This is a genomic window from Clostridium sulfidigenes, from assembly GCF_052067195.1.
GTDB lineage: Bacteria > Bacillota > Clostridia > Clostridiales > Clostridiaceae > Clostridium_J > Clostridium_J sulfidigenes.
On record NZ_JBQHQR010000009.1, the window covers coordinates 104,921 to 123,683 of the forward strand.

Sequence of the window (18,763 nt, forward strand, 5' to 3'; positions counted from 1 at the left end):
CATGAAAAAAGTAATATTTATAGGAAAGACTGGTAGTGGCAAGACTACTTTGTGTCAAAAGATTCATGATTTAGATTTAGAATATAAGAAGACTCAATCGGTAGAAATTTATGATGAGTCTATAGATACTCCAGGAGAATATCTAGAAAATAGATCTTACTACAAAGCTTTGATAGTAACATCAGCAGATGCAGATGTAATTGCTCTAGTATATGATTGTACTTCAGAAGAATCGTACATAGCACCAGGTTTTTGTAGTATGTTTGCTAAAGAATGTATTGGGATAGTGACAAAGATAGACATTGCTCAAAACAAAGATACAATAAAACATGCTAAGGAAATCTTAGATGAGGCTGGAGTATCTAGAATATTTGAAGTAAATACTTTAGATGGAACTGGCATAGAGGAATTAATTAAATATTTAAGTTCATAATATAGAGGAGAATAATTAAATATGAGTAAAAAAATCATAATAGTCGACGATGAGCCTATTATTAGAATGGATATCAGAGATATCTTAGAAGCGGAGGGTTACAATGTAGTAGCAGAAGCTTCAGATGGGTTTAGTGCTGTAGAACTTTGTAAAGAGCATAAACCTGATTTAGTAATTATGGATATACAGATGCCTATACTTGATGGCATAGGAGCTAGTAAAAGAATTAGACTTGAGCATCTTTCAGGTGGAATACTTTTATTGACAGCCTTTAATGATACTGAATTTATAGAAAAGGCTAAAAGTGTAGGAGCATATGGATATCTGGTGAAACCTTTAGATGAAAAATCATTTATCCCAACAGTGGAAATGTGCTTAGCTAAAGTAGAAGAATTTGAAGAGTTAGAAAATAACCTGGAGAAAGTTACATCAAAGTTAAACGAAAGAAAATTAATAGAAAAAGCAAAAGGTATACTTATGAAAGAATTAAATTCCGATGAAGAAGAAGCTTACAGATACATTAGAAAATTAAGTATGGATAGAAGATGCTCTATGATAGATATTGCAAAAACCTTAATAGTGGCTTATGAATAAGATAAAAGAATTATGTAATATTTATACTAATCTTACTGATGAAGATGTTAATAAAATCATAGAGGTTTCTAGCTCTATTGAGTTAATAGCTAATTTAGAGGAATGTGATGCTTTTATAGATGTGCCATCAAAAAAACCAGAAGAAGCTATAGTGGTTTCAGAAGGAAGAAAAAAAGAATCTATTTATACTAATTCTGTAGTAGGGAAAAAAGCTTTAAGAATTAATGAGCCTGGTGTAATAAGAACTCTAAAAACTGGTGAGGTTTTTAAAGGAGTAAGAGCTTTAACACAAGAAAATAGATTTGTAAGGCAAAAGGTATACCCGATTTATAATAAAGAAAAAATAATAGGAGTAATTATTGTTGAGGATGATATAAGTAATGAGATAAAAGAAGATTTTACTATTCCTAATGATGGCTCCAAAAGCAAAAGACAAAAGACACATCAGCTTATGAACTTGATAAATTCCAATAGATTGATAAATGATAACTTAGAATCTGCCATTTTAGTTTATGATGAAAATGGAATATTAAGAATTAAAAATAGAAAAGCTGATATGATTTACATAGGTAGAGGATATAATGAGCTTGAAGGAATGCATTATGATGATTTGTCCTTAGATAATACCCTATTTACTAATATTAATAAAATATTAGAGATTACAGAAGATAATAAAGTAATAACAAAGGAAATAAAAGTTGGTAATTTTTATTATGGAATAAAAAGAATACTGATTAAGGAAGAAGACTTGAGAGTTATTGAAATAGTTCAAGATATAACAGATATAAAGAATAAAGAAGCCGAAATAATCTCTAAGTCTGTTGCTATAAGAGAAATTCATCATAGAGTAAAGAATAACTTACAAACTGTAGCTTCACTTTTACGTATTCAAGGGAGAAGATGTGATAGTGAGGAAGCAAAGGTAAGTCTTCAAGAAAGTGTGAATAGGATTCTAGCTATCGCAGCAACTCATGAACTTTTATCCAAGGATATAAGTGATGAGGTAAAGATTATGAAGGTTATAAATGCTATAGTAGATAATGCTAAAAGATGTTTTTTAAACATTCAAAAGGAAATTAACATAGAAGTATCAGGTGATGATTTTTATATTGATACAGATAGAATTACTGCAATATCTCTTATAATTAATGAATTAATACAAAATTGTTATGATCATGCTTTTAATCATAGGGAATGTGGCACTATAAAAATTATTGTTACTGAGCAGGAAGAGTTTAGAGAAATATCAGTAGCTGACGATGGAGTTGGTTTTGATACTTCCATAGATAAATCTTCTAGCTTAGGAATGTCTATAGTAAAAAACTACATATCTGATAAATTAAAAGGTGATATAGATATATTTTCTAATGATGAGGGAACTAGAATTAAATTTAGATTTCCTATAAAACTTGAATAAAATAGAACTACATTGAAGTAGTTTGATTTAAGCAAAGAGGCTTAAAGTTAAAAAAATTAATTTTCATAGTTATTTGAAAGATTAATTTGATAGCTTTAAGCCTTTTTATATTTGTATTTGGAGGTGATTTAATGAGAGAAGAACTTTTAAGTGTTGGAATTGATATTGGAACTAGTACAACTCAACTTGTATTTTCGAAACTAATCATAGAAAACACTGCTTCAAGTTTTTCAGTACCTAGAATATCAATAGTTGATAAAGAAGTAGTTTATAGAAGTGATGTTTATTTTACGCCACTTAAATCTATGACAGAAATTGATGCTGAGAAAGTTAAGGATATAGTATCTTTAGAATATAAAAAATCTGGTATCAATAAGGATGAAATACAAACAGGAGCTGTAATTATAACAGGTGAAACTGCTAGAAAAGAAAATGCCAACGAAGTACTACATACTTTAAGTGGATTTGCAGGAGACTTTGTAGTTGCTACAGCAGGTCCAGATCTCGAAAGTATTATAGCAGCTAAAGGTGCAGGAGCTCACATTTACTCCAGTGAACATTCTACAAGTGTAGTTAATCTAGATATTGGTGGAGGAACTACAAATTTAGCTGTGTTTACTAGAGGAGATTTGAAGGAAACTGGATGTCTAGATATAGGTGGAAGACTTATAAAACTCGATAAAGACACAAATAATATAGTATATATTGCACCTAAAATACAAAATATTATAAATCAAAATAATTTTGATATAAAAGTTGGCTATGAAGCAACTAAAGAAATGTTGATTCCAGTTGTTGATGAAATGGTAAAGCTTTTAGAAGAAAGCGTAGGAATTAGGACTCAAACATCTATCTTTGAAATGATAGTTACTAATAAGTCTATTGCCTTAAATGAGGAGATTAAGTGTATATCTTTTTCAGGAGGAGTAGCTGACTATGTATATAATGAATCTCCTATAGAAGATTATTTTAAGTATGGAGATATAGGAATACTTCTTGGAGAAGCTATTAAAAACTCAGACTTATGTAAAAAATTAAAATTGGTGAGATCAATAGAAACTATAAGAGCAACGGTAGTGGGAGCTGGCTCTCACACTATGGATATTAGTGGAAGTACAATTACATATACCCATGACAACTTCCCTATAAAAAATTTACCAATTTTAAAGCTCAGTTTAGAAGATGAGAATAGAGGTTCTGAAATTTTAGAAAAAGCTATATCAGAAAAAATTAACTGGTTTAAATATGAAAATGAACTTCAGAGTATTGCCATAGCCCTACATGGAAAGAAGAATCCTTCTTTTGCAGAAATACAAGACATGGCAAAGGGACTAGTAGGTGGGATGAAAGAACTGATTGATAGAAAGCTTCCACTTATTATAATTGTTGAAAATGATATGGCAAAGGTATTAGGTCAGGCTATTTACTCCCTTTTACATCTTGATAAAGACATAGTTTGTATAGATGGTATCAAGGTGGAAAATGGAGATTATATAGATATAGGAAAACCCGTAGCGGAAGGTAAAGTATTACCTGTAGTTATAAAAACATTAGTATTTAATTAACCGAGAGGAGGATTATCATGATTTTAAAAACTAAATTATTCGGAAAAGTATACCAGTTTAATTCAGTAATGGAAGTTATGGCAAAAGCAAACGAAGAAAAATCAGGAGATAACTTAGCAGGAATAGCTGCACAGTCAGCAGAGGAAAGGGTTGCAGCAAAAGTTGTACTTTCTAACCTTACATTGTCTGATTTAAGAAATAATCCTGCAGTACCTTATGAATTAGATGAGGTTACTAGAATAATACAAGATGACGTAAATGAAAAAATATATGCAGAAGTTAAAAATTGGACTGTAGCAGAATTTAGAGAGTGGCTACTAGATGATAATACTACAGGAGCAGATATAAGAAGAGTTTCAAGAGGAATAACATCAGAAATAGTGGCTGCTGTTGCAAAAATAATGTCTAATATGGACTTAGTATACGCAGCTAAGAAAATAAAAGTTACAGCACATTGTAATACAACTATAGGAGAACCAGGTACATTATCTGTTAGATTACAACCAAACCATCCAACAGATGATCCAGATGGAATACTTGCATCTTTAATGGAAGGATTAAGCTATGGTATTGGAGACGCAGTGCTTGGATTAAACCCAGTTGATGACTCTGTAGAGAGCGTAACAAAAGTCTTAAAGAGATTTAATGAATTTAAAGAAAAATGGCAAATACCAACTCAAACTTGTGTACTTGCACACGTTACTACACAAATGGAAGCAATTAGAAAAGGTGCGCCAGCGGATCTTATATTCCAATCAATTGCTGGTTCTGAAAAAGGAAATGAAGCATTTGGATTTACTGCTGCAACAATAGAAGAAGCAAGACAACTTGCACTTAAAGAAGGAACTGCTACAGGTCCAAATGTAATGTATTTTGAAACTGGTCAAGGTTCAGAACTTTCTTCAGATGCACACCATGGTGCTGACCAAGTAACAATGGAAGCTAGATGCTATGGATTTGCTAAGAGATTCCAACCATTCTTAGTAAATACAGTTGTTGGATTCATAGGACCTGAGTACCTATATGATGCAAAACAAGTTATAAGAGCTGGTCTTGAAGACCACTTTATGGGTAAACTTTCAGGACTTCCAATGGGATGTGACGCTTGTTACACAAACCATATGAAAGCTGATCAAAATGATATAGAAAACTTAGCGGTATTACTTGCTACAGCAGGATGTACATACTTCATGGGAATTCCTCATGGTGATGACGTAATGCTTAACTATCAAACAACTGGATATCAAGAGACAGCTACATTAAGAGAGTTATTAGGAGTAAAACCTATTAAACCTTTTGAAGAGTGGATGGAAAAAATGGGAATTATAGAAAATGGCAAGTTAACCAGAAGAGCTGGCGACGCTTCAATATTTTTAGGATAAGGGGGGACTACTGATGAACGAACAAGAATTAAAATTAATGGTTGAAAAGTTATTAGGAGAAATGGTAGAAAAATCAGGTAGTACTGACATAGTAAATCAAGTAGCAAATAAAATGAGTGCTGTAATAGGTTCAGTAGATGAAAATGGATGTATTCCAGATATCACAGAAATTGACCTTAAAAAACAACTTTTAGTTGAAAACCCTCATGATAGAGAAGGATACCTAAAAATGAAGGAAAGAACTCCAGCAAGAATAGGTATTGGAAGATCAGGTCCAAGATACAAAACTATAACTCAGTTAAGAGTTAGAGCTGACCATGCTGCTGCACAAGACTCTGTATTCTCTTATGTATCTGAAGACTTTATAAAAGAGAATAATTTAATACCAGTAAATACAATGTGTGTTGATAAAGATCAATATATAACTCGTCCTGACCTAGGAAGAAGATTTGACGAAGAAACTACTAAGTTTATAAAAGATAAGTTCTCAGGTCAAAAAGTGTTAGTAGTAGTTGGAGATGGACTTTCTTCTGCAGCTATTGAAGCTAACCTAAAAGATTCAGTTCCTTCAATTAAGCAAGGTTTAAAAATGTATGGAATTGAAATTGGAGATATATTATTCATTAAACATTGTAGAGTTGGAGCTATGGATGCTATTGGCGATGCAACAGGAGCAGAAGTTGTTTGTATGCTAGTAGGTGAAAGACCAGGTCTTGTTACTGCTGAATCAATGAGTGCTTATATAGCTTATAGACCAACAGCTAATATGCCAGAGGCTAACAGAACAGTTATATCAAACATCCATAAAGGTGGTACTACAGCAGTTGAAGCTGGAGCACATATAGCTGAACTTATAAAGAAAATGCTTGATAAAAAAGCATCAGGAATAAATTTAAAAATATAATTTAGGGGGAATTTATTGTGATTAATGAAGCATTACGTCCAACCGTATTAAGCGTTAAAATAATTTCAAATGTAAGCCCAGAACTAGTTAAAAAATTAGAATTACAACCTCATCACAAAAGTTTAGGTATCATTACTGCTGATAGTGATGACGTAACTTACACTGCCCTTGATGAAGCTACAAAAGCTGCTGAAGTTGATGTAGTATATGCAAGATCAATGTATGCAGGTGCTGCTAATGCATCTACAAAACTTGCTGGTGAAGTTATTGGAATAATAGCTGGACCAAGTCCAGCAGAAGTAAGAAGTGGTTTAAATGCTACTATAGACTTCATGGAAAATGGATCACACTTTGTAAGTGCTAATGATGATAACTCTATAGCTTACTATGCACACTGTGTTTCAAGAACTGGAACTTATCTTTCAAAAGTAGCAGGAGTTAAAGAAGGAGAAGCAATAGCTTATCTAGTAGCTCCACCACTTGAAGCTATTTATGGATTAGATGCAGCTCTTAAGGCAGCAGATGTTGAAATGAAAGAATTCTTTGGGCCTCCAACTGAAACAAACTATGGTGGTGGATTACTTACAGGTAGTCAATCAGCATGTAAGGCAGCATGTGACGCTTTTGCAGAAGCTGTCAAATCAGTTGCTCAACAACCAGTAAACTTTTAGGCGAAGGTTTAGTAAGTGAGTAAAGCATTAGGTCTAGTAGAAGTAAGAGGATACGTTGCAGCAGTAGAAGCTGCAGATTCTGCTCTAAAGGCTGCAAATGTTACTTTGATTGGACTAGAAAAAATAAAAGGTGGAATAACCACTATTAAAATTATTGGAGATGTAGGAGCGGTAAAGGCTGCAGTTGATGCAGCCAAGGCTTCTGTAGAAAGTTTAGGTACTTTTAGAACTGCTCATGTGATACCAAGAGTAGATTCACAAGTTGAAGATTTATTCTTTGAAGGACATAAAAAATCACAAGAGGTATCTATAGAACCATCCAGTGAAAAAAGTGATACAAAAGATAAGGAAAAAACAGAAACTCCAGTTAAGAAAAAAGAAGAGGCTTTAGTTAAGGAAAAAGTAGAAACTTCTGAAGTGGGAATTGTAGAAAAAGTTACAGAAGAAAAATCAGAAGCTAAAGAAGAAACCAAAGAAGAAAATAAGGAAGTAGAGCCTCAAATAATCAATGTAGAAGAAATTAAAAAAAATGATTTCAAAGATCATATAGATTATAACTCTATGAAAGTAGAAGAGTTAAGAAGATTAGTTAGAACTTTAAAAATTCCGAATATGACAAATAAACAAATTAAATTTGCCAAAAAGGATGTGCTTATTAAAACTATACTAGAATATAACAAAGCAGGTGAAAAATAATGGAACTTACAGATAAAGATTTAGCGTCTATACAAGAGGTTAGAAATCTAATTAAAACAGCTAAAGCTGCTCAAGCAAAATTGGCTAAAAAATCTCAAGAAGAGATTGATAGAATAGTTAAGGCTATGGCTGAGGCTGCTGCAGCAAATGCAGAGAAGCTAGCTAAAATGGCAGTTGAAGAAACTGGATTTGGAATATGGCAGGACAAAGTAATTAAAAATATTTTTGGGTCTACATATATCTATGATTATATCAAGGATCTAAAAACTATTGGTATAGTTGCAGAAGATGAAGAGAAAAAAGTCATGGATGTTGCAGTACCTATGGGAGTAATTGCAGGATTAATTCCTTCAACTAATCCAACATCAACAACTATGTATAAAGCTCTTATATCATTAAAATGTGGAAACGCAATAGTATTTTCACCACATCCAAATGCTAAAAAAAGTATATTAGAAACAGTTAGAATTATTAATGAAGCAGCTGTAAAGGCTGGATGCCCAGAAGGAGTTATTGGATGTATTACAATTCCAACCCTTCAAGCTACAGATGAATTAATGAAAAACAAAGATACAGCTATGATACTTGCAACTGGTGGTTCAGCAATGGTTAGAGCAGCGTACTCTTCAGGTACACCAGCACTTGGAGTTGGACCAGGAAATGGTCCAGCATTTATCGATAAGAGTGCTGATATTAAAGTTGCAGTTAAGAGAATAATGGATTCTAAAACTTTTGATAATGGAACAATCTGTGCTTCTGAGCAATCAGTAATTATAGAAGAAGCTATTAAAGATAGAGTAGTGACTGAATTCAAAAATCAAGGAGCATATTTCTTAAGCCCAGAAGAAGCAAAACAACTTGGTAAATTTATAATGAGAGCTAATGGAAGTATGAATCCACAAATAGTTGGTAAGAGTGTAGAAACTATTGCAAAACTTGCTAATTTAACTAACGTACCTTCTTCAGCAAGAGTACTTATTGCTGAAGAAACAGAAGTAGGACACAATGTTCCATATTCAAGAGAAAAACTAGCTCCAATTCTAGGATTCTATGTTGAAAAGAGTGTAGATGATATAGAAGCTAAGTGTAGAGAAATACTTATTAATGAAGGCGCTGGTCACACATTCTCAATGCACTGTGAAGACAAGGAACTAGTTAAAAGATTTGCTCTTAGTATGCCGGTATCAAGAATACCAGTAAACACTCCAAGTACTTTAGGAGGAATAGGTGCTTCTCTAAATATAGTACCTGCTTTAACTTTAGGTTGTGGAGCTATTGGTGGAAGTGCAACATCTGATAATGTAGGACCACTTCACCTTGTAAATATCAAAAAAGTAGCTTATGGATTTAGAGAAATTGAACATTTTAGAGGTGGAAGTAGCAATTTAGTTAATGGAAATAATAGTTCACTTTCATCTGCAGACACAGAAGAGCTTGTTAATTTACTTGTTAAGAAAATAATAAGTGAATTAAGATAATAAAATAAAATTTCAAAGTATATTGGTTAAATTTAAGGAGGAATTTATAATGGCAAACGCAAATGCATTAGGAATGATTGAAACTAAAGGATTAGTAGCAGCAATAGAAGCTGCAGACGCAATGGTTAAAGCTGCTAACGTACAACTAGTAGGAAAAGAACAAGTTGGTGGCGGTCTTGTAACTGTACTTGTAAGAGGAGATGTTGGAGCTGTTAAAGCTGCTACAGATGCTGGAGCAGCTGCTGCTGAAAGAGTTGGAGAATTAATATCAGTTCACGTAATCCCAAGACCACACTTTGAAGTAGATGCTGTTTTACCAAAAACACAGGAAACAGTTTAATTTAGATTTGTGTAGAGATGTATTGCTAAAATAAGCAATACGTCTCTTACATCTAATGAGGGATGTGAAGATATGTCAGTATTAACTGAAAGTGAAGTTAGAAGACAGTTAAAGGGAACAGACTTTAAGGAATATACCGAATTTAGAGTTCTAAAAGGGCAAATAGTAACCCCATCTGCAAAATCATTTTTGTCAGAACATAATATTAAATTGAAGTATGTAGATTCTTTAGAGGAAGTAGTACATGAAGTAAAAAAGGTAAAAGAAGAAGTACCTGTAAAGTTACAAACGAGAGAAGAAAAAAGTAAATATATAACTGTATTTGGTGCTGAATTAATGGAAAAACCTGAGCATATGACACATTTAAATGGAAACTTATTAGTGTTTAAAGATCATAAGATAATAGCGCTGAGAGGAAAGTTAGATTCTCTTGAGTCTAAGATATTGGAAACTCAAGTTATTACTCATAAATTAGGAGCTTCAAAGCTAACAGAAGACCTTGAAGAGATATTAAAGTTTGTAAGAGGTCTCCTTAGATGTGAAGTAGTTAATGAACCAGTAGGAGAATTTAAACTTCTTGGTATGACTCCAGAAGAATTGAGAGAAAAATCTCATTATCCAAAGAAATATTATGGGATTGGTCATGAGCCAGTAGCGTTTTCTATGGGTGAGGCTGTTGTGGCATTAAATTCTTGTAGAACAACTATAAGAGAAACTGAACTTTTAGCTTATACCGCATTTAAAGGGGAGTATGGTGATGTTCAAAGGCCGGATATAATAAAGGCATTAAATAGATTATCATCCTTGTTTTGGATAATGATATTTAAATATAGAACTGGAGAATACAGTTAAAGCAGGAGGGTGAAATATGAATAATCTTTTAGTAGAAGATATCATAGATGAAGTAATAAAGAGAGTAAAAAAAGAAGCTTTTATAGAAGTTGAAGCTTCAGGAAAACACGTTCACCTATGTGAAGAACATATAAACATATTATTTGGACGTGATTATCAGTTAAATAAGGTTAAAGACTTATCACAACCAGGTCAATATGCATGTAAAGAAAGAGTTACTATAACAGGACCTAAGGGTTCACTAAAAAATGTTGTTGTTCTTGGACCTGCAAGGAAATCTACACAAGTAGAAATTTCATTAACTGATGCAACAGTTCTTGGAATTAAGGCTCCTGTTAAAGAGAGTGGTAAAATAGAAGGTACTCCTGGAATTACAATTTCTACAGAACGAGCTACTCTTACAATAGATAAAGGAGTAATTGTTGCTAAAAGGCACATACACATAACTCCAGAAGATGCAGAGAAGTTTGGTGTGAAAGATAAAGAAATCATTCAAGCAAAGGTTTATGGTAATAGACCCCTAATATTTGATGATGTTGTCATAAGAGTAAGCCCAGACTTTAGAACATATATGCATATAGACTATGATGAGGCTAATGCTTGTGGATTTACGAAGGGAACTCTTTGTAGAATAGTTAAGTAGGCCTCAAAAAGGAGGTATATAAATGAACTATGATAAACTTGTGGACTTAATAGTAAAAGAAGTTTATAAAAAGTTAGAAGAAACAAATAAAAATATTGTAAAACATAAGATAGCTGTAATAATTGGAGATGTAGAGTTGGATCCTATTACTAAATCTAATTTAGATGAAGAATATACTGTGACTTCATATAATGAAGAACAACTAGAAGCTGACATAGCCATAGTTTCTACACTATCTATAAAGTCCATGGCAAATATAGCTACGCTAACTGGTATTAATGAAGAAGAAAACTTTATCATTAATATGCTATTAGCAGGTAAGAAGGTATATGTCCTTGAAAATGGTCTAGAGTATAGAAAGTATAAAAATACTGCTCCAAGAGCACTATATAATAAGTATTTAAGCTTTGAAAGAGAGCTTAAAGTGTATGGAATTGATATAGTTGAGTTTATTGAAAAAGTTGAAGATAAAACCACAAGAAAAGAAGAGTATAAAAAAATTGAAGATATTAGTATATTAGAAACTTCAAATTTTATATCAGAAGAGATGAGCTTCGAAATTAGAAATAAGAAACTTATTAGTGAGATGGATCTTAGGAAGCCATTTATGAATGGAATGAAATCTGTGGTAATAGATAAAAAAAGCATAATCACTCCATTGGCTAACGACTTTATAAGAATTCATAATCTGAAAGTTAAAAGAGTTTAGCGGAGGATAATATGGTTATAGGTAGAGTTGTTGGTAGATTATGGGCAACTAGAAAAGATGAAAAGCTAAATGGTCAAAAGTTTTTAATAGTGAGGCTACTTAAAGATATAGATGTAGAAGAAACAGGCTTTTTTGTAGCAGCGGATAGTGTAGGTGCAGGTACTGGAGACAATGTACTTATAACTAGAGGTGGTGCAGCTAGAGTGTCACTAGGAGAAAGAGATGTACCTGTGGATGCAACTATAATAGGAATAATTGATTCAATAGAGGTGGAAAATGAGTAAAAGTATTGGAGCAATTGATTTTAAAAGTATAGCTAAAGGCATTGAAGTTGCAGATGAAATGGTGAAAAAAGCTGATGTTGATGTACTATATCTTAAAACTATATGTCCTGGAAGGTTTTTGGTTATATTAACAGGAGATGAAGGTGCTATAAGAACAACCCTTGACCACGGGATTTTCTCTGGTCAGGGGCATATAATAGATAGTTGTATTATAAATAGTGTCCATAATAATATTATACAAGCTTTGAAAAGTAGGTTTGTAACTAAGGCTAATGGTGCCATAGGAGTAATGGAGACCAATAGCGTAAGTAGTGGTCTTAAAGCGTTAGATATTGCTCTTAAGGGAGCCAATTTAAATTTAGTAAAACTACAAGTAGCATCTGGAATAAGTGGTAAACTTTTTTATATTATTTCTGGTGGGCTTAGTGATGTAGAGCATGGAATAAATATAGCTAAAGAAGCTATAGAAGAAAAACGAATTGTTCATGCATCAGTAATACCTTCGCCAGATGAACTTATCATTAAGTATTTAACATAAAAGCTTAAACTTTAGTTTACACAGTTAACAGTATAAATAAATTGAATAAATAAAGAATTAACTTATTAAGGAGATGAAACAATGGGAATTAACGAGATAATCGTATATATCATGGTTGTATTTATGGCCCTTGGAGCCATAGATAAGTGTTTAGGAAATAAGTTTGGACTGGGAGAAAAGTTCGAAGAAGGTTTCATGGCTATGGGTTCTCTTGCAATTGCAATGATAGGAGTTATCTGTCTTGCACCAGTACTTGCAAATATATTAGAACCAGTAATAGTACCAGTATTTAATTTCTTAGGAGCAGACCCAGGTATGTTTGGAGGTACATTACTTGCAAACGATATGGGAGGAGCTTCGCTTTCTAAAGCTCTTGCAGTAGATTCTCAAGCAGGAATGTTTGGCGGATTAATAGTTGGTTCAATGATGGGTGTTACTATAGTATTTACAATTCCAGTTGCCCTTGGAATAATAGAAAAAGAAGATCATAAATTCTTAGCTATGGGAGTATTAGCAGGGGTTATTACAATTCCATTAGGAGCTTTTGTTGGTGGTCTTGTAGCTGGATTCCCAATAATTATGGTGCTAAAAAACTTAATTCCAATAGTAATAATTGCAGCACTTATAGCTTTAGGACTTTGGAAATTTGAAAATGCAATAATTAAAGGATTTACAGTTTTCGGGAAGTTTGTAGTAATAGTTATAACTTTAGGATTAGCAGCGGCTGTAATTGAAGCATTAACAGGAATTGTTGTAATTCCAGGAATGGCACCAATTTCTGATGGTATTGAAACTGTTGGAGCAATAGCAATAGTTCTTGCTGGAGCATTCCCACTAGTATACGTAATTACGAAAGTATTCCAAAAACCATTAATGGGATTAGGTAAGGTTTTAAAAATGAATGATATAGCAGCAGCTGGTATGGTTGCAACGCTTGCTAATAGTATTCCAATGTTCGGAATGATGAAGGATATGGATAACAGAGGTAAAATAATTAACGTTGCTTTTGCAGTATCTGCAGCCTTTGTATTTGGAGATCACTTAGGATTTACAGCAGGATTTAATTCAGAAATGATATTACCAATGATAGTTGGTAAGTTAGTTGCAGGAATTACTGCAGTATTTGTAGCTATATTTATTGCAAACAATGCAGCTAAAAAGGAGGAGGCTAAATAATGATGGAAAATATCGATAAAAGCTTATTAGAAAAATTAGTTAGACAAATAATAGAAGAAAAACTTACAGGAGCTTCTAATGATTCTGTAGATTTTGTAAGAAATAAAGATGCAAGCGGAATTATCTCTGTTAAACTACCAACAGTTAGAGTAGACGAGTCAAATAGGCTTGATACTGGAAATAGCAGTGATATAGTATATACAAAAGATTTATTCACTCTTGAGGAAAGTAAAAGATTAGGTTGTGGAATAATGGAGATGAAAGAAACAACCTTCGATTGGACTTTAAACTATGATGAAATAGATTATGTTATAGAAGGACATCTAGACATAGTAATAGATGGAAGACTTGTATCAGCAGATGCTGGAGAATTAATTTTAATACCAAAAGGAAGCACAATTAAATTCTCAGTTCCAAACTATGCTAGATTCATATATGTAACATATCCAGCAGATTGGGCAACTCAAAACTAATAAATTAATTAACATACCAATACAGACTATATCCAAATTTTATTTAGATATAGTCTGTATTTTTAGTTTAAATATAAACTAATAGAATATTAAATATTCTATTACTGTAATTTCTATCAGAGTTTATTATTAATGTAGATGACTATGTTGAATTTTATGTCTACCATTAACTTTAATATGAATAATTATTGTTATTATGCTACTCAATAATAGAAAGGCATAAAAACTAATTACACGGCTTAATAGCATTGCAGAAAGCAATAATTCTTTTGAAAAGAATATTTTAAATAATATCATAAAGCTACTTTCACTGGCACCTACTGCACCAGGCAAAGGTAAAGAAGAGACTGCTATAGTTAATAAGGCTTGTATAGAAAGTACATCTATAATGCTATAAGTACTTAATCCAAAAGATTTATATATGAAATATGGAACTAAATACATGGCTGTGATTTGTAAAACTGTAACTATTAAAACCTTAACAATTAGTAAAGGATTATTTTTGATATAATTAGCACCATTAGTATATTCATCAAGGTGAACATCAATTTTAGATAGAGTATACTCTGTATTTTTTATAATTTTAAATTTTGATAAGAGTTCAACAATAAATTTAATAAATTTACCAACTAAATTTTTAGAAAATATAGCTGCAAATATAAAACCTATTATAAATACATTTATCATAACTCCGTAAATTAACAGCCATTTAATGCCACGTACATTATTTATTATAAAAGTATATTTAAAAAGATACATAAGTAGTCCATATAAAATCATTACTGATTGATAGACTATGGCAATTATTAACAAAGTTAAAGAAGAATAGGATATATTTATATTATCCTTTTTCATATAGTATACTTGTGCTGGCTGACCACCAGATGATGAAGGAGTAATAGCACTAAAGTAAAATCCAATAAAGGAATAACCAATACATTTTTTAAAAGGTACTTTTATATTTAAATTTTTAAGTATAATATAAATAACATAAGCTTCAAAAATTATAAATAGACACATCATAGAAAATGCTATGAATAAGTAAATAGGATTAATTGTGTTTATTACAGGGATTAGTGAAGTTATCGAAGTATCTTTAAAAAGTAAGTAAAAAGTAATAGCAATGAGTAAGAACATAAAAATTAAACTTCCATAGTAGTTTTTAAACTTGTCTTTTTTTATAGTTTTTTGCACAATTAATGTCCTAACCTTTCTGGTGTTATAAATTTATAACCTACTAATTTTAACTTAGGTAAAACTGTAGATAATGCTTCAATGGTTTTAAGAGGAGCATTGAAGGCACCCCCTGAATTCTCTCCTGCATCATGTAGACATATAATAGAATTTCTATCAGTGCGTAGTATTAACTTTGAAGATATAGAATCTACTGTAGCGTATTTATTCCAATCTTCTGCCATAACATCCCATAAAATCATTTTTAAATTATATTTTTTAACAAAAAAGTTTGTAAAGATATTACTATGTCCCCAAGGAGGTCTATAATAGTTGATTTGATAATTGAAGTTTTTCATGATTTCGATACTATTTTTAAAATCTTTTTTCGTATATTTATAGCTATAAAAGAGAGCATTTTTATGGGCTAAAGAATGTAGTGCTATAGTGTGCCCTTCTTTATGCATACGATAGATTATTTCAGGATTATTCTTAGCATTCTCTGCAACAACAAAGAAAGTAGCTTTAATTTGATTTTCTTTAAGCACATCTAAAAGATTATTAGTATATCTTTCATCAGGGCCATCATCAAAAGTTAGCATTATTTCATTATCTTTATTAGTGAGTTTAATAATATTTGAATTTATATATTTGTTGTATAAAGTTGGTATAATTGAATGAATTAGAAAAATAATTATAATAATAGCTATTAAAGTAGTAAAGTACATTAAGCACACGCTCCATCCATATTAGGTTCTAAAGTAAGTAATACTTTTTCAATTGATGTACAATCAAATTGTTTTTTGAAATTTTTTATATTATTAGAAAGATTATCTAGTATTGCATCATCAAAAATAATTTTTTTTATTTTATCAAAACATTTATCAGGACTTGTCTCAAGAACCTTTCCAATACCATTGTTTAATATAAAGTTAGTATTATTAATTTCTTGTTGAAGAAAAGGCTTAAAGGCAATTAAAGGTGTTTCTGAGAAAATACTTTCAAATAAAGTTATTCCACCAGGTTTAGAAAGTATTAAATCTGCTTTTTGCATATATTTATAAACCTCATCAGTATATCCAAGTACATTAATATTTTCATATTTTCCATAAAGCATATTATAGATTTCAGTATTATTTCCTGTAATAACTGTAGTCTTTACATTTTCTAAAGAATTAAGCTGGTTATAAAATTCCATAGACTTGGGTAATAGCCCTAATCCACCGCCCATAATAAGGAGCTGTTTTTCATTAGAAGAACTATTAGTTATAGATTTTTTAAATTCCTCTTTTACAGGTATTCCATTAATAAATATTTTGTTTTCAGGAACACCTTTTAAAATTAAATCCTTTTTTAAAGAGTTACTTCCAACTAAATAACAATTAGTATTATCATTAAGCCACTCTGAATGACTACTAATATCCGTTATGCAAGTTATAAGCGGAAGAGATGGATTATATTTCATCTTATATCTTGATATTAGTTGAGAGCAAAAGGGTAGAGTAGAAATAATAATATTAGGTTCTACATCTTTAATTAGGTTATCAAGCTTAGGAAGAAAGTATTTTAAAAACATAGGATTCATATTATATTTTCTATTTTCCGTAATTTTATAAACTTGATTATAAAACACACTACCTTTGTTCACCATAACATTAAAAGCCTTATAAATTGCGTTGGAATAATTTGGTAATGAGTATTCAAAAACATCCTTTATAACTACTGATGCATTAGGATGATTAGACTGAATTTGTTCACATAAAGATTTAGATACTGAATAATGGCCCATACCAAATTTTCCTGTAAGAATTAATATTTTCATATTTTAAACCCCCCATTAATTCTACATAATTTTTACTATGGTTTTATTTTACATGGTAAATCTTAAGAAATACCTTTAATAAATCTTAAGATTTATTAAAGATTTGGAGGAAATTATTAAGCTAAACATAAATTAATAATAAATTACTATATTAAATAGAGAAATAAAGACCTTAGATATATAATAAAAAGGATTGTCTCAAAAGAATTAACTTTGAGACAACCCTTTTAAAAATATTATTTAAGGTTATCTAGTTTTTTATTGTACATAAACATGTAAAGTGAAGCAGAAAATATAACTATGTATCCTAAAATACTTATGATATCAGGGGATTGGTTAAATATTACCATGCTTATAATAGCTGAAAAGATTATATTAGAGTAATCAAAAATTGATATTTCTTTTGCAGGTGCATACTTATAGGCTAGAGTAATTCCAAATTGTCCTATAGTTGCAAAGATACCGGCTAATATTAAGTAGGTAAATTGAATCAAAGTCATAGGTGTATAAGAAAATATCATAAATGGGAAAATTGTTATTACAGAAAAGCAAGAAAAATAAAACACCACAGTATAATGCTTTTCACGGTTTCCAATGGCTCGAACGCAGGTATAGGCAGAGCCAGCAAATATGGCAGAAGAAAGCCCTATGAGGTAAGGAATTATGTCTACACTAAAAGCAGGCTTTATAATAAGTAGTGATCCAAGGAAACCAATAGCAATGATAGTAATATGCCTTAGCTGTAATCTTTCTTTTAAAAAGATAGCAGAGAAAAGTATTACAAAGAAAGGACTTAGCTTATTAAGCATATTAGCATCTGAAAGAATAAGATGGTCTATAGCATAAAAGTTTAATATTACTCCTAATGTGCCTAAAGTGGATCTCATAATAAGAAGCTTTTGGTTTTCTTTTTTGCCAAAGAAACTTTCTTTGTGATATATAATCATACCAAGAGCTATGACAAAAGAAACTATGTTTCTAAAAAAAGCCTTTTGCATAGAGGGTAAATCTCCAGATAGCTTTACAAAGGCAGACATCATTGCAAAGCCAAAGGCAGATAAAATAATTAATATTATTCCTTTAATTCTATTACTCATAGTACGTCTCCAATCTTAAGTTAATTTTTATAAACTATTTTAAAATACAGTTTATGTATTATAGTAAAGTTATAAATGTAATTCAAATGATATTACTTATCAATTATAATTATCCACTATTTCATAAATTTTTCAAGGGAATAGGGATATTTACGAATGTTATGTAAATTTAATTTATATTTATAGTTAATAACCTGAAGTTATATATGTATTATTCAATATGGAGTCCATAAAGATTGTTGAATAAGTTATGCTAGTAGTATATAATTTAAGTTAAATGAATAATAGTTTAAGGTACATTAAGTTTAATAGGGAAAGTGGTTAAAAGCCACTGCAGCCCCCGCTACTGTGTACGGATACAAGTCATGATACCACTGGTAATTCACTGGGAAGGGAATGATGAGGATAAGCCGTGAGCCAGGAGACCTGCCTAAAACTTTGTTAGTTGAGACCTTCGGAGGGAAGAGTATATCAAACTATTTTTTAGTTTAATAAATTTAGTTATGTGTATTAACA

21 protein-coding genes and 1 riboswitch are annotated in these 18,763 nt (G+C 31.2%); of the genes, 17 read left to right on the plus strand and 4 right to left on the minus strand.

All coding sequences use genetic code 11. The annotated features are described in order from the left end of the window. The first annotated feature begins 1 nt into the window (after position 1). From ACTNBA_RS12000 to ACTNBA_RS12080, 17 genes are all read left to right on the plus strand, one after another. Complete coding sequence (locus ACTNBA_RS12000; protein WP_441074333.1) at positions 2-433, plus strand: EutP/PduV family microcompartment system protein; 432 nt, start codon at positions 2-4, stop codon at positions 431-433. A gap of 21 nt (positions 434-454) precedes the next feature. Beyond that, positions 455-1,027, plus strand: a complete 573-nt coding sequence (locus ACTNBA_RS12005) for an ANTAR domain-containing response regulator (RefSeq protein WP_441074335.1) — start codon at positions 455-457, stop codon at positions 1,025-1,027. After that, on the plus strand, positions 1,020-2,444 hold the full coding sequence (locus ACTNBA_RS12010) for a GAF domain-containing sensor histidine kinase (RefSeq protein WP_441074336.1): 1,425 nt from the start codon (positions 1,020-1,022) through the stop codon (positions 2,442-2,444). Before ACTNBA_RS12005 ends, ACTNBA_RS12010 begins: the two co-directional genes overlap by 8 nt. Before the next feature lie 131 nt (positions 2,445-2,575). Next, complete coding sequence (gene eutA / locus ACTNBA_RS12015) at positions 2,576-4,009, plus strand: ethanolamine ammonia-lyase reactivating factor EutA (RefSeq protein WP_441074338.1); 1,434 nt, start codon at positions 2,576-2,578, stop codon at positions 4,007-4,009. 17 nt (positions 4,010-4,026) lie between these two features. Further along, on the plus strand, positions 4,027-5,391 hold the full coding sequence (locus ACTNBA_RS12020; RefSeq protein WP_346847399.1) for an ethanolamine ammonia-lyase subunit EutB: 1,365 nt from the start codon (positions 4,027-4,029) through the stop codon (positions 5,389-5,391). Between the two features lie 13 nt (positions 5,392-5,404). Then, positions 5,405-6,295, plus strand: a complete 891-nt coding sequence (gene eutC, locus ACTNBA_RS12025) for an ethanolamine ammonia-lyase subunit EutC (RefSeq protein ID WP_441074340.1) — start codon at positions 5,405-5,407, stop codon at positions 6,293-6,295. A gap of 17 nt (positions 6,296-6,312) precedes the next feature. Next, a complete protein-coding gene (gene eutL / locus ACTNBA_RS12030) occupies positions 6,313-6,966 on the plus strand; it encodes an ethanolamine utilization microcompartment protein EutL (RefSeq protein WP_035130583.1) in 654 nt (217 codons plus the stop codon). Positions 6,967-6,981: 15 nt separating this feature from the next. Next, positions 6,982-7,662 carry a BMC domain-containing protein gene (locus ACTNBA_RS12035; RefSeq protein WP_441074341.1) on the plus strand — a complete coding sequence of 227 codons (681 nt, stop codon included), beginning with the start codon at positions 6,982-6,984 and terminating at the stop codon, positions 7,660-7,662. Then, positions 7,662-9,140 carry an acetaldehyde dehydrogenase (acetylating) gene (locus tag ACTNBA_RS12040; protein ID WP_441074342.1) on the plus strand — a complete coding sequence of 493 codons (1,479 nt, stop codon included), beginning with the start codon at positions 7,662-7,664 and terminating at the stop codon, positions 9,138-9,140. The genes ACTNBA_RS12035 and ACTNBA_RS12040 overlap by 1 nt, the downstream gene beginning before the upstream one ends. Positions 9,141-9,189: 49 nt before the next feature. Then, complete coding sequence (gene eutM / locus ACTNBA_RS12045; RefSeq protein WP_035130585.1) at positions 9,190-9,480, plus strand: ethanolamine utilization microcompartment protein EutM; 291 nt, start codon at positions 9,190-9,192, stop codon at positions 9,478-9,480. Between the two features lie 72 nt (positions 9,481-9,552). Beyond that, a complete protein-coding gene (locus ACTNBA_RS12050; RefSeq protein ID WP_441074343.1) occupies positions 9,553-10,332 on the plus strand; it encodes a cobalamin adenosyltransferase family protein in 780 nt (259 codons plus the stop codon). Between the two features lie 16 nt (positions 10,333-10,348). Continuing rightward, positions 10,349-10,975, plus strand: a complete 627-nt coding sequence (gene eutD / locus ACTNBA_RS12055; RefSeq protein ID WP_150846124.1) for an ethanolamine utilization phosphate acetyltransferase EutD — start codon at positions 10,349-10,351, stop codon at positions 10,973-10,975. Positions 10,976-10,997: 22 nt separating this feature from the next. Then, on the plus strand, positions 10,998-11,684 hold the full coding sequence (locus tag ACTNBA_RS12060) for a TIGR02536 family ethanolamine utilization protein (RefSeq protein ID WP_346877290.1): 687 nt from the start codon (positions 10,998-11,000) through the stop codon (positions 11,682-11,684). A gap of 11 nt (positions 11,685-11,695) precedes the next feature. Beyond that, positions 11,696-11,968 carry a EutN/CcmL family microcompartment protein gene (locus ACTNBA_RS12065; protein WP_035130595.1) on the plus strand — a complete coding sequence of 91 codons (273 nt, stop codon included), beginning with the start codon at positions 11,696-11,698 and terminating at the stop codon, positions 11,966-11,968. Further along, positions 11,961-12,506 carry a BMC domain-containing protein gene (locus ACTNBA_RS12070; RefSeq protein WP_441074345.1) on the plus strand — a complete coding sequence of 182 codons (546 nt, stop codon included), beginning with the start codon at positions 11,961-11,963 and terminating at the stop codon, positions 12,504-12,506. Before ACTNBA_RS12065 ends, ACTNBA_RS12070 begins: the two co-directional genes overlap by 8 nt. Positions 12,507-12,587: 81 nt before the next feature. Further along, positions 12,588-13,682 (plus strand): ethanolamine utilization protein EutH, encoded by a 1,095-nt coding sequence (eutH, locus tag ACTNBA_RS12075; RefSeq protein WP_035130598.1) that lies wholly within the window; start codon positions 12,588-12,590, stop codon positions 13,680-13,682. Positions 13,683-13,684: 2 nt separating this feature from the next. Then, positions 13,685-14,155 (plus strand): EutQ-related cupin domain-containing protein, encoded by a 471-nt coding sequence (locus ACTNBA_RS12080; RefSeq protein ID WP_035130623.1) that lies wholly within the window; start codon positions 13,685-13,687, stop codon positions 14,153-14,155. 129 nt (positions 14,156-14,284) lie between these two features. Here the strand turns inward: ACTNBA_RS12080 and ACTNBA_RS12085 are convergent, their stop codons facing one another. The 4 genes from ACTNBA_RS12085 to ACTNBA_RS12100 all read right to left on the minus strand — a co-directional run bounded on the left by ACTNBA_RS12085 (position 14,285) and on the right by ACTNBA_RS12100 (position 18,247). Next, positions 14,285-15,349 carry a lysylphosphatidylglycerol synthase transmembrane domain-containing protein gene (locus ACTNBA_RS12085; protein WP_441074347.1) on the minus strand — a complete coding sequence of 355 codons (1,065 nt, stop codon included), beginning with the start codon at positions 15,347-15,349 and terminating at the stop codon, positions 14,285-14,287. A 2-nt stretch (positions 15,350-15,351) separates the two neighbouring features. Next, positions 15,352-16,056 carry a polysaccharide deacetylase family protein gene (locus ACTNBA_RS12090; RefSeq protein WP_441074349.1) on the minus strand — a complete coding sequence of 235 codons (705 nt, stop codon included), beginning with the start codon at positions 16,054-16,056 and terminating at the stop codon, positions 15,352-15,354. Continuing rightward, positions 16,056-17,150 carry an MGDG synthase family glycosyltransferase gene (locus tag ACTNBA_RS12095; RefSeq protein ID WP_441074351.1) on the minus strand — a complete coding sequence of 365 codons (1,095 nt, stop codon included), beginning with the start codon at positions 17,148-17,150 and terminating at the stop codon, positions 16,056-16,058. The genes ACTNBA_RS12090 and ACTNBA_RS12095 overlap by 1 nt, the downstream gene beginning before the upstream one ends. A 236-nt stretch (positions 17,151-17,386) precedes the next feature. Beyond that, positions 17,387-18,247, minus strand: coding sequence for a DMT family transporter (locus ACTNBA_RS12100; RefSeq protein WP_441074352.1), 861 nt, complete (start codon positions 18,245-18,247; stop codon positions 17,387-17,389). Between the two features lie 275 nt (positions 18,248-18,522). Beyond that, positions 18,523-18,695: riboswitch (cobalamin riboswitch) on the plus strand. The last annotated feature ends 68 nt before the right edge of the window (positions 18,696-18,763 follow it).